Annotated in this window: 10 protein-coding genes; all 10 read left to right on the top strand. The window is 69.9% G+C overall.

Annotated features, from left to right (window positions below; genetic code table 11):
* Positions 1–10: 10 nt before the first annotated feature.
* Positions 11–931 (top strand): hydrogen peroxide-inducible genes activator, encoded by a 921-nt coding sequence (locus AC3WOE_RS06295; RefSeq protein WP_492689085.1) that lies wholly within the window; start codon positions 11–13, stop codon positions 929–931.
* 103 nt (positions 932–1034) lie between these two features.
* Positions 1035–3851 (top strand): hypothetical protein, encoded by a 2817-nt coding sequence (locus AC3WOE_RS06290; protein WP_492689084.1) that lies wholly within the window; start codon positions 1035–1037, stop codon positions 3849–3851.
* Positions 3852–4004: 153 nt separating this feature from the next.
* A complete protein-coding gene (gene katG, locus AC3WOE_RS06285; RefSeq protein WP_492689083.1) occupies positions 4005–6170 on the top strand; it encodes a catalase/peroxidase HPI in 2166 nt (721 codons plus the stop codon).
* A 105-nt stretch (positions 6171–6275) separates the two neighbouring features.
* On the top strand, positions 6276–6704 hold the full coding sequence (locus AC3WOE_RS06280) for a DoxX family protein (RefSeq protein ID WP_492689082.1): 429 nt from the start codon (positions 6276–6278) through the stop codon (positions 6702–6704).
* A 57-nt stretch (positions 6705–6761) separates the two neighbouring features.
* Positions 6762–7256 carry a Dps family protein gene (locus AC3WOE_RS06275; RefSeq protein ID WP_492689081.1) on the top strand — a complete coding sequence of 165 codons (495 nt, stop codon included), beginning with the start codon at positions 6762–6764 and terminating at the stop codon, positions 7254–7256.
* Positions 7256–7861: a DJ-1/PfpI family protein gene (locus AC3WOE_RS06270; RefSeq protein WP_492689079.1), complete on the top strand. Its 606-nt coding sequence runs from the start codon at positions 7256–7258 to the stop codon at positions 7859–7861. Before AC3WOE_RS06275 ends, AC3WOE_RS06270 begins: the two co-directional genes overlap by 1 nt.
* A 134-nt stretch (positions 7862–7995) precedes the next feature.
* Positions 7996–8565, top strand: coding sequence for a hypothetical protein (locus tag AC3WOE_RS06265; RefSeq protein WP_492689078.1), 570 nt, complete (start codon positions 7996–7998; stop codon positions 8563–8565).
* Positions 8562–9575 carry a sensor histidine kinase gene (locus AC3WOE_RS06260; RefSeq protein ID WP_492689077.1) on the top strand — a complete coding sequence of 338 codons (1014 nt, stop codon included), beginning with the start codon at positions 8562–8564 and terminating at the stop codon, positions 9573–9575. The genes AC3WOE_RS06265 and AC3WOE_RS06260 overlap by 4 nt, the downstream gene beginning before the upstream one ends.
* A complete protein-coding gene (locus AC3WOE_RS06255; protein WP_492689075.1) occupies positions 9572–10261 on the top strand; it encodes a LytR/AlgR family response regulator transcription factor in 690 nt (229 codons plus the stop codon). Before AC3WOE_RS06260 ends, AC3WOE_RS06255 begins: the two co-directional genes overlap by 4 nt.
* 47 nt (positions 10262–10308) lie before the next feature.
* Positions 10309–11937 (top strand): peptide chain release factor 3, encoded by a 1629-nt coding sequence (locus AC3WOE_RS06250; RefSeq protein ID WP_492689073.1) that lies wholly within the window; start codon positions 10309–10311, stop codon positions 11935–11937.
* Positions 11938–11945 lie beyond the last annotated feature (8 nt).

Below are 11945 nucleotides of genomic sequence, written 5' to 3'. Positions count from 1 at the left end.
GTTGCGCCCCATGACCCTGACCGAGCTCAGATACATCGTCGCCGTCGCCCGCGAGCGTCATTTCGGCCGCGCCGCCGAGGCCTGCTACGTGTCGCAGCCGACGCTGTCGGTGGCGATCAAGAAACTGGAGGAAGAGCTCGACCTGAAGATCTTCGAACGCGGCGGCAGCGAAGTCACCGTGACGCCGCTGGGCGAGGAGATCGTGCGCCAGGCGCAGTCGGTGCTCGACCAGGCCGGCGCCATCAAGGAGATCGCCAAGCGCGGCAAGGACCCGCTGGCCGGCGCCCTGCGCCTGGGCATCATCTACACCATCGGCCCCTATCTGCTGCCCGAGCTGGTCAAGCACACCATCGAGCTCTATCCGCAGATGCCGCTGATGCTGCAGGAGAACTTCACGGTGAAGCTGCTGGAGATGCTGCGCACCGGCGAGCTGGACTGCGCCATCATGGCCGAGCCCTTCCCCGATGCCGGCCTGGCCACGGCGCCGCTCTACGACGAGCCCTTCGTCGTCGCCCTGCCGGCGGTGCATCCGCTGGCCACGCGCGAGACCATCTCGGCCGAGGAGCTCAAGCGCGAGACCATGCTGCTGCTCGGCACCGGCCATTGCTTTCGCGACCATGTGCTGGAGGTCTGCCCCGAGTTCGCGCGCTTCTCCAGCGACGCCGAGGGCATACGCCGCAGCTTCGAGGGCTCGTCGCTGGAGACCATCAAGCACATGGTGGCCTCGGGCATGGGCGTGACCGTCGTGCCCCAGCTGTCGGTGCCGCGCGATCCCGCACCGCACCTGGCCTTCGTCCCCTTCAGCGAGCCCGTGCCGACGCGCCGCGTCGTGCTCGCCTGGCGGCGCAGCTTCACGCGCTACGAGGCCATCGCGGCGCTGCGCAATGCCATCTATGCCTGCCAGCTGCAGGGGGTGGCACGGCTGAGCTAGGGGGCCGCTGCGCGCTCGTCAGTACTGGTGATGGCAGGGATGCCGTCGGGTTCCAGCATGGAGTCCTTCGCCGCCTCGCTGCGGCTTCTTCAGGGGGCCTTCCATGCACAAACCCATCACCATGCGCCGTTGCCCGGCGCCCGTCCTCGTCTCCACGCTGCTGGCCAGCGCCGCCCTGCTGAGCGGCTGCGGTGGCGGCGGGTCGGCAGCCGAACCACCGCCCGCGGCGCCGCTGACACCGACGCCGGCACCGCCCGCCACGGTGGCCATCAGCGGCAAGGCCGTCGACGGTGCCCTGTCCGGTGCCACGGCCTGCTATGACCTGAACGACAACGGCGCCTGCGACAGCGCCGAGCCCAGCGCCACCACCGCCGGCGACGGCGGCTTCAGCCTGGCCGTACAGCCGGCCGATGCGGGCAAGCACCGCGTCGTCGTGATGGTGCCCGCGACGGCCATCGATGCCGACACCGGCGCCGCCGTCGGCACGGCCTTCACGCTGCTGGCACCGGCCAGCGGCAACAGCGCGGCGCACAGCGTCTTCGTCAGCCCGCTGTCCACGCTCGTGCAAGGCCATGCCGATGCCAACGGCGTCAGCCTCGCCGACGCGACGGCCCTGGTGCAGGCCCAGGCCGGCCTGGCCGTCTCGCCGCTGGCCGACTTCACCGCCAGCGCCAATGCCGACAACAAGCAGGCCGCCCTCGTCGCCCGCCTCGTGCAGGCCACCACGCTGGCTCAGGCCGACGCCCTCAAGGGCGTGGTCGGCCAGGCCGACATCAGCGGCGCCACCGCGTCGGCGGCCGAAGTGAACCAGCAGGTGACGAGCGCCGTCGTCGGCGCCCTGCCCACCATCGCCGGCAAGGCCGCCGAGACCGGCGTCGCCGGTGCCAGCGGCGCGGCGCTGACGACGGCCATCAACGACGCCGCCAAGGCCGTCGTCGCCCAGGCCGGCATGACGCCCGACGAGGCCAAGGCCGCCATCGGCGCGGCCAAGCTGCCGGCCGACGCTTCCGTCTCGACCGCCATCCCGACGGCCCAGCTGACCGCCCTGCGCTACACCGACGTCAACAACTGGTTCATGCGCAGCCTGCAGAACAGCGCGGCCGACAACACGCCTGATGCCGCCGGCTTGATCCGTTATGCCTCCCTCTATATGCTCAGCCAGAGCAGCGGCTACAGCGCCGCCGGCGTGACCCAGGCCTGGGCCAACGGCGGCAGCGCGGCGCGCAGCGGCGACCTGCACTGGAACGGCAGCGTCTGGGTGGCCTGCAAGCTCGGCGACCGCAACACCGCCAGCGTGCGCGATGCCCAGGGCCGCGCCAGCTACAACTACTGCGACGGCCTGGAGAAGGGCCGCACCTGGCGCACGGTGCTGGACCTGGCCGGACAGGGCATCGCCAGCGTGTTCACGAGCCGCATCCGCAGCTACCCCGGCGGCAGCGGCGGCGTTCTCTATGCCAACTGGGGCCCCGCCAACCTGGCCAGCTTCGGCAGCGCCAGCTTCCCCGCGGGTGCCAGGCTCTACTACCAGACCAACACGCCGACCGAGACCGCCATCGCCTACGACGTGCAGGCCAGCGCCATCGCGACGGGCTACAGCGCCGAGATCGCCGCCGGCGGCGACGCCCGCAGCACCACCGGCCTGGCCTGCGCCGGCACGACGACGGCCGTCAACCTGACCACGCTGGAAGACCTCGTCGCCCGCAACCCCGGCAAGCCCTGCATCTTCGCCAAGGCGACGAGCGGCGGCGACGCCAGCCTCGACCCCAACGAGTGGTGGAGCAACTCGACGGCCAGCCTCGGCACCCTGGCCGGCGCGGCCACCAGGCCGGCCGGCACCGGCAACTGGTACAGCACCGACCTGCGCCTGCGCGTGGCCTTCGCCGGCGGCGGCGGCACGGCGACCACCTACTACAGCTGCCTGAACCGCGCCAGCAACGGCAGCACCCGCAACTGCACGCCGCTGGGCAGTGGCAGCTACAGCATCAAGACCCTGGGCGACGCCCGCGTCATGACCCTCAGCGGCCTGCCGGCACTGATGGCCCAGGCCGGCTACAGCCGCGTCTTCGTCGAGCGCGGCGGCAAGGTCTATTTCGGCTACCAGAACCCGGCCGGCGCCAGCCAGAGCCTGCTGCGCCTCAACCTCGAGGCCGCCAACGCCGTGCTGGCCGCCCTGCCCGGCATGCCGGCCATCAACCCCGCCACCCGCTACACCGACCTGTCCGCCGCCAGCCAGGCCGCGCTGACGACGGCCAAGGGCGCCTGGCTGGCCACCGACGGTGACAACCTGGCCCTGCTGCGCATCGGCGACGGCGGGCGCTACCTGTTCGGCCAGGCGGCCGCGGCCCATGCGCTGTCCCAGACCGGCCACGAGCTGGGCTGGCTGAGCTATGACGCCGCCAACCAGACCTTCACCGGCCTGGTGGAGAGCAACTCCGCCGGCGAAGGCGCCGAGCTCAAGCGCAGCGCTGCCGAGCAGGCCACCGAGAAGCTGACCATCACCGCCACCCAGCTCAGCAGCAGCCTGGGCACGGTGTTCAGCCGCGCGCCCAACGACAACACCGGCATGGTCGGCCTGTGGGCCTTCTCGGCGACCGAGTTCAACACCCAGCACTTCCTCTTCCTGCCCAGCGGCAAGCTGCTGATGATCGACCCGCTGGGGGACACCCAGCCCGGCAGCTGCCTGAACGAGCGCAAGGGCCCGGCCGGCGGCGAATACTCCAGCTACAGCTACGACAAGGCCAGCGGCGCCCTGGCCGTCACCGGCAAGATCTACGACACCAACGGCTGCGCCGGCATGTGGGACATCGGCGCCAGCGCCAACGCCAGCTTCTCGGCCCAGGTGCAGTTGTCGGCCGACGGCATGACGGCCACGGTCACGGCGCCGGACGGCGTGTTCACGATCTATCGCATCACCCCCTAAGCCGGAGCCCACGCCAGCGGGTCCCTCGTCGCAACATCGGGCGCCGACCACGGCGCTTGATGATTTTGGCTATTGTTAGGTTAGTTCTATTCAAAACCACCGCCCAATAGCCATCATTAAGCTTTGGTCTCCCCCCAGACACCAGGAGCCGACATGAGCGACCCGACCACCAAGCCCGAAGGCAAGTGCCCCTTCCACCACGCCGCCGGCAGCGGCACCACGAACCGGGACTGGTGGCCCCACCAGCTGCGCGTCGACCTGCTGAACCAGCATTCGAGCAAGTCCAACCCGCTGGGTGAGGACTTCAACTACGCGCAGGCCTTTGCCAAGCTGGACTACGCCGCGCTGAAGGCCGACCTCGTCAAACTGATGACGGACAGCCAGGACTGGTGGCCCGCCGACTTCGGCCACTACGGCCCGCAGATGGTGCGCATGGCCTGGCACGCTGCCGGCACCTACCGCACGACCGACGGCCGCGGTGGCGGCGGGCGCGGCCAGCAGCGCTTCGCGCCGCTGAACTCCTGGCCCGACAACGTCAACATCGACAAGAGCCGCCGCCTGCTCTGGCCCCTCAAGCAGAAGTACGGCCAGGCCATCTCCTGGGCCGACCTCTTCATCCTGGCCGGCAATGTGGCGCTGGAATCCATGGGCTTTCGCACCCTGGGCTTCGCCGGCGGCCGCGAGGACGTGTGGGAACCCGACATGGACGTGGCCTGGGGCGCCGAGACGAAATGGCTGGCCGACGACAAGCGCTTCGAGGGCGAGCGCAGCCTGATTGCCAGCGTTGGCGCCACCCACATGGGCCTGATCTATGTGAATCCCGAAGGCCCCAACGCCAGCGGCGACTACCTGGCCGCGGCCAAGGACATCCGAGCCACCTTCGGCCGCATGGCCATGGACGATGAAGAGACCGTCGCGCTGATCGCCGGCGGCCACACCTTCGGCAAGGCCCACGGCGCCGCGCCCGAATCGCACAAGACCGCCGAGCCCGAAGGCGCCAGCATCGAGTCCCAGGGCCTGGGCTGGACCAGCGGCTTCGGCAGCGGTTCCGGCAAGGACACCATCTCCAGCGGCCTGGAAGTCACCTGGACGCAGACGCCGGCGCAGTGGAGCAACCACTTCTTCGACAACCTCTTCAAGTACGAGTGGGAGCCCATGACCTCGCCGGCCGGCGCCAAGCAATGGGTGGCCAAGAACGCGCCGGAGGACATCCCCGACGCGCATGTGCCGGGCAAGTTCCACAAGCCCACCATGCTGACGACCGACCTGACGCTGCGCTTCGACCCCGAGTTCGGCAAGATCTCGCAGCGCTTCCGCGACGACCCGCAGTCCTTCGCCAATGCTTTCGCCCGCGCCTGGTTCAAGCTGACCCACCGCGACATGGGCCCCAAGGCCCGCTATCTCGGCCCGGAAGTGCCCAAGGAAGACCTGATCTGGCAGGACCCGCTGCCCGCGGCCACCCACCACCCCAGTGCCGGCGACATCGCCGAACTGAAGGCCAGGATCGCCGCCTCAGGCCTGTCCGTCGGTGACCTCGTCTCGATCGCCTGGGCCTCGGCCTCGACCTTCCGCGGCGGCGACAAGCGCGGCGGCGCCAACGGTGCTCGCATCGCCCTGGCCCCGCAGAAGAGCTGGGCCGTCAACGAAGCCGCCGTGAAGGCCCTGCCCCGGCTGGTCGAGATCCAGCAGGCCTCGGGCAAGGCGTCGCTGGCCGACCTCATCGTGCTGGCCGGCGGCGTCGGCATCGAGCAGGCCGCCAAGGCCGCGGGCGTCACCGTCGAGGTGCCGTTCGCACCGGGCCGCGTCGACGCCACCCAGGACCAGACCGACGTCGAATCCTTCGCCGTCCTCGAGCCCCTGGCCGACGGCTTCCGCAACTACAGCAAGGGCAAGCTTGGTGCCTCCACCGAGGCCCTGCTGGTCGACCGCGCCCAGCTGCTGACGCTGACCGCGCCCGAGATGACGGCCCTGGTAGGCGGCCTGCGCGTCCTCGGCGCCAACGCCAACGGCAGCCCGCACGGCGTGTTCACCGACAAGCCCGGCACGCTGAGCAACGACTTCTTCGCCAAGTTGCTCGACATGGGCACGGTCTGGAAGCCGACGGATGCAAGCGCCGAGACCTTCGAGGGCCGCGACCGCAAGACCGGCGCCGTCAAGTTCACCGGCACGCGAGCCGACCTCATCTTCGGTTCCAACTCCGTGCTGCGAGCCTATGCCGAGGTCTATGCCAGCGCCGACGGTCGTGCCAGGTTCTTCCAGGACTTCGTCGCCGCCTGGACCAAGGTCATGAACCTCGACCGCTTCGATCTGCACGCCTGAATCAGAAGAATTCAGAGCCGATTCAGGACGTTCAGCAGCGGGATCCCCAGGATGCGAGGCCGCCGGCACCCCCGCCGGCCTCGCCACCTGACCCAAGAGGCTCCCATGTCCGATCTCCGCGCCCGCTTTCCCCTCGAACCCCTGACCCTGCTGCGCCTGACGGTGGCGCTTTTCATCGCCCTGCACGGCTGGGTGCGCTTCGTCCACGGCGACGCGCTGGGCTTCGGCGTCTATGTCGAACGCCATGGCGTGCCACTGGGCACCTGGCTGGGCCCGGCCGTCACCGGCTACGAGATGCTGGCTTCGCTCGTGCTGGCCAGCGGCCGCTTCATCTTCCCCATCAGCCTGGGCTTCGCGGCCATCTACCTCGTCGGCATCCCCGTCCACCATCTGCAATATGGCTGGTTCTCGTCGGGCAACGAAGACGGCTGCGAATACCCGGTGCTGATGATCGTCTGCCAACTCTGCCTGGCCTGGCAGCACGCGCCGACGCTGCTGCGCGCCCGCTGGCCGCGGCTGTTCGCCAGCGCCTGAACCCACGGGGGCGGGCCGAATCCGTTAGGCTCACCCCGTTATGTCTTTGGAGCCGTCATGGCCAAGAAATCCGCCGCCCCGTCCATCAGCATCGGCATCAGCGACAAGGACCGCGCTTCCATCGCCGCCGGTCTGTCCAAGCTGCTGGCCGAGACCTACACGCTGTACCTGACGACCCACAACTTCCATTGGAACGTGACGGGCCCGATGTTCAACAGCCTGCACGCCATGTTCATGGCCCAGTACACCGAGCTGTGGAACGCGGTCGACCCCATCGCCGAGCGCATCCGCTCCCTGGGCTTCCCGGCGCCCGGCAGCTATGCCCAGTTCGCCAAGCTCAGCGGCCTGCCCGATGCGCCCGCCACGCCGCCCAAGGCCATGAAGATGGTCGAGCTGCTGATGCAGGGCCACGAGGCCATCGCCCGCAGCGCGCGTGCCATCTTCCCGCTGGTCGACAAGGCCGGCGACGAGCCCAGCGCCGACCTGCTGACCCAGCGCCTCACCGTCCACGAGCAAACCGCCTGGATGCTGCGCAGCCTGCTCGAAGAGTGATGAAGGTCGCCGTCCTCACCTTCGACGGCTTCAACGAGCTCGACAGCTTCATCGCCCTGGGCCTGATCAACCGGCTCTACGCCCAGGGCTGGTCGGCCGCCATCACCAGCCCGACCGAGCAGGTGACATCGATGAACGGCGTCACCGTCACGGCCCAGCAGCCGCTGGAGTTCGCCAACGAGGCCGATGTCGTGCTGTTCGGCAGCGGCATCCACACCCGCGCCATCGCCAACGACCGCGTGCTGCTCGACCGGCTGCAGCTCGATCCGGTGCGCCAGCTGATCGGCGGCCAGTGCTCCGGCACGCTGCTGATGGCCCGCCTCGGTCTGCTGGCCGACATGCCCGCCTGCACCGACTCGACCACCAAGCCCTGGGTCGTCGAGGCCGGCGTGCGCGTCGTCGAAGAGCCCTTCCACGCCCGCGGCCCCATCGCCACGGCCGGCGGCTGCCTGGCCTCGCAATACCTGGCCGCCTGGGTCATGGCCAGGCGCGCCGGGCTGGATGCGGCACGCTCGGCCCTGCACTACGCGGCGCCGGTGGGCGAGAAAGAGGTCTATGTCGAGCGCGTGCTCGGCGTCGTCAAGCCTTTCCTGCCAGACGCTTGAGGCCCACCGCTGATGTCGGTTTTCGGCGGCTTGCTGCGCAGCCGGCCACCGTTCGCCCCATCGCATCACCGGGATGCCGGCGCGGCCCTAGCCTGCATGCGGACCGATTCGTGTCCGTCATGGGAGATTGATTGATGAAAGCCTCCGCCATCGTGGCCGCCGCCGCCGTCGGCATGCTCGCCACCGCCCTTGCCCAGCCCGCCGACCTGCCGTCGGGCTGGATGCAGAGCGGCGACGCCCAGACCTGCGAGGGTCATGTCGTGTCGACGAGCGGCGCCCCCAGCGCCAGGGTGTTCAGCATGGACTGCAAGCCCGGCACCCAGGGCTTCTCGTCGCTGATGCAGATGCTGGCGGCCACGGACTACGCCGGCAAGCGCGTGCGGCTGAGCGCCCAGCTGCGCGGCGACCAGCTGGCCGCCTGGGGCGGCCTGTGGATGCGGGCCGACAGCGGTCAGCGCCAGGGCACCGCCTTCGACAATATGTTCGACCGCCAGCTGCACGGCAGCTTCGGCTGGAAGCCCGCCGAAGTGGTGCTGGACATCCCGGCCGATGCCACGGCGCTGAGCTTCGGCTTCCTGCTCACCGGTCCCGGGCAGTTGCAGGCGACGCAGTTCCGGCTCGAGGTCGTGTCCGATGCCGTGGCGACAACGGGCCAAGGTGCCCGCGTGCTGCCCCGGCAGCCCAGCCAGATGACGCCGTCTTGAGCAGCGCGGCACCCTCCCTGGGCAGCGACCTGGCCGAGGCGCTGCGCGAGGAAAAGGTAGGCTGGCGGCGCCCGGCGCCGCTGCTGACCGGCCTCGCGCTGTTCGCACTGGCGGCCCTCTTGCTGCGCGATCACCCCGCCTGGGCGCTGTCGCTGGGCCTGTGGCTGGGCCACGCCGCCACCGACGGTCTCTGCGGCCTGCTGGCGCGCAGAGACCGTGCTGCCGCCGAACTGCTGTTGCTGGCCTGGCTGCTCGGCACCGCCCTCGGCTGGGCCACGGAGCAGGCCCTGGCGCCGCAGGCCATGACGGCGGCCGAGCGCGTGACACGCGCCTGGCTGCACCTGGGCTTCGGCGCCGTCATGCTGGGCCTGCCACTGCTGCAGGGCCTGCGCCGGTTGCGCGCGCTGCGCCGTGTGGAGCAGGAGCGCGCTCGGCTGCGCGCCGAGCTGCAGATGCTGCAGGCCCAGATCGAGCCGCATTTCCTGTTCAACACCCTGGCCACGCTGCGCAGCTTCGTGCGCCAGGGCTCGGACCGCGCCCTGCCGCTGCTGGACGCCGTCAGCGGCTTCCTGGACACCGCCCTGGCCCGCACGCGCCAGGCCGAATCCACGCTGGGCGAGGAATGCCAGATCGTCGAGCACTACCTGGCCATCATGGCCCTGCGCCTGGGTGAGCGGCTGCGCTGGCGCATCGAGGTCGATGACGCGCTGCGCGACCTGCCGCTGCCACCGCTGATGCTGCAGCCGCTGGTGGAGAACGCCGTCCAGCATGGCATCGAGCCCAGCGAGAACGGCGGGCATGTGCTGCTGCGCGCCGCGCGGTCCCCAGGCCAGCTGCAGCTCAGCGTCATCAACAGCGGCCAGCCGCTCATCGACACCCCGCCCAAGGGCCATGGGCTGGCCCTGGCCAACCTGCGCCAGCGCCTGCAGGCCCTGCACGGCGATAGCGCCGCGCTGGACCTCGCCACCAATGCCGAGGGCCTGACCGAGGCCCGCATCACCCTGCCATGACGACTGCCCTCATCGCCGACGACGAGCCCCAGCTGCTGGACGAGCTGCAACTGCTGCTGCGCGATGCCTGGCCCGACCTCGACATCGTCGCCCGCGCCCGCAACGGCAGCGAGGCGCGCCGCCTGCTGGACGAGCTCCGCCCCGACATCGCCTTCCTCGATATCCGCATGCCCGGCATCGACGGCCTGGACCTGGCCGGCCTGGCGCCCGCCGGCACGCGGCTGGTCTTCGTGACGGCGCACGCCGAGCACGCCCTGGAAGCCTTCGAGCACGCCGCCGTGGACTATCTGCGCAAGCCCGTCACGCCGGCGCGGCTGGCCGCCACGGTGCAACGTCTGCAAGCCGGCCACGACGGCTCCAGGCTGCGCTTTCTGCAGGCCTGGACGGGCAACACCATGAAACTGCTGGACGTCGACCAGCTGGCGGCGCTGCGCTCGGAGCTGCGCCATACGCGGGCCCTCAGCCAGGGCGGTGAACACCTGCTGCTGCGCATGTCGCTGAGCGAACTGCAGCCGCAGCTGGACGCCCAGCTGTTCTGGCAGATCCACCGCGGCTCGGTCGTCAACGCCCGCGCCATCGAGCGCATCGAGCGACGCGACGACGGCGAGCTGTGGGTGCATCTGCGCGGCATCGGCCAGGCCCTGCCGGTCAGCCGCACGCACCGGGCCCGCTTCAAGGGGATGTAGACCGCGGAGCGGCTGGGATAATCGCGGGTTAGCCCGAGAACAACTCCATGTCCGAACCCATCGCCAGCCGCATCGAGACGGAAGTCCGCCGCCGCCGCACCTTCGCCATCATCAGCCACCCCGACGCCGGCAAGACCACGCTGACGGAGAAGCTGCTGCTGTTCTCGGGCGCGATCCAGATCGCCGGCTCGGTGAAGGCGCGCAAGGCCTCGCGGCATGCGACGTCGGACTGGATGGAGATTGAAAAGCAGCGCGGCATCTCGGTGGCGTCGTCCGTCATGCAGATGGAATACCGCGACTGCGTCATCAACCTGCTCGACACGCCGGGCCACCAGGACTTTTCGGAAGACACCTACCGCGTGCTGACCGCCGTCGACGCGGCCTTGATGGTCATCGACGCCGCCAACGGCGTCGAGCCGCAGACCCGCCGCCTGCTGCAGGTCTGCCGCGCCCGCAACACGCCCATCCTGACCTTCGTCAACAAGATGGACCGCGAGGTGCAGGAGCCGCTGGCGCTGATGGACGAGATCGAGCGCGAGCTGGGCATGACCGTGGTGCCCTTCACCTGGCCGGTCGGCATGGGCAAGCAGTTCCACGGCGTGATGGACCTGCGCCAGCAGCGCATGCGCGTGTTCGCGCCCGGCGAGGACCGCGCCGCCGGCACCGAGGAAGTGCTGGAAGGCCTGGACAACCCCGCCTATGCCGAGCGCTTCGGCATGCAGTATGACAACGCCAAGGGCGAGATCGAGCTGGTGCGCGAGGCCGCGCCCGAGTTCAGCCACGACGACTTCCTGAGTGGCAGGCAGACGCCGATGTTCTTCGGCTCGGCCGTCAACAACTTCGGCGTGCAGGAAGTGCTGGACGCCCTCGTCGAGCTGGCCCCGCCACCGGATTCGCGCCAGGCCATGCAGCGCACCGTGCAGCCGGAGGAGCCCAAGTTCACCGGCGTGGTCTTCAAGATCCAGGCCAATATGGACCCGGCCCACCGCGACCGCATCGCCTTCGTGCGCGTGGCCTCGGGCCGCTTCGAGCGCGGCATGAACCTGAAGGTGGTGCGCTCCGGCAAGAGCCTGCGCCCCAACAGCGTCGTGACCTTCATGAGCCAGAAGCGCGAGCTGCTGGACGAGGCCTTTGCCGGCGACATCATCGGCATCCCCAACCACGGCGTGCTGCAGCTGGGCGACACCATCACCGAAGGCGAGGCCCTGCAGTACACCGGCCTGCCCTTCTTCGCGCCAGAAATGTTCCGCGCCGTCGAAGTGGCCGACCCGCTGAAGACCAAGCAGCTGCGCGCCGGCCTGACCCAGCTCGGCGAGGAGGGCGCCATCCAGGTGTTCCGGCCCATCGCCGGCAGCGTGCTGCTGCTGGGCGCCGTCGGCCAGCTGCAGTTCGAAGTCGTCGCCCACCGCCTGGAGCACGAGTACGGCTGCAAGGCTCGCATCATGCCCAGCCGCTTCCAGGTGGCGCGCTGGGTCACCTGCGACGACCCGGCCGAACTCAAACGCTTCATCGACGCCAACGACCACCGCATGGCCTACGACGCGGTCGACGCGCCGACCGTGCTGGTCGAGTACGCGCCCGAGCTGCGCGCCATCGAGGCCAATTGGCCCAAGATCAAGTTCCACGCGCTGCGCGAGCACGCCGGCCTGGTGTTCCAGCAAAGGCTGGACGGCTGAGCATCCCT

The sequence above is a fragment of the Roseateles sp. FW305-36 genome (assembly GCF_058787015.1).
The sequence above is the reverse complement of the archived record's forward strand: the minus strand, read 5'-3'. Positions and strand labels throughout refer to the sequence as shown.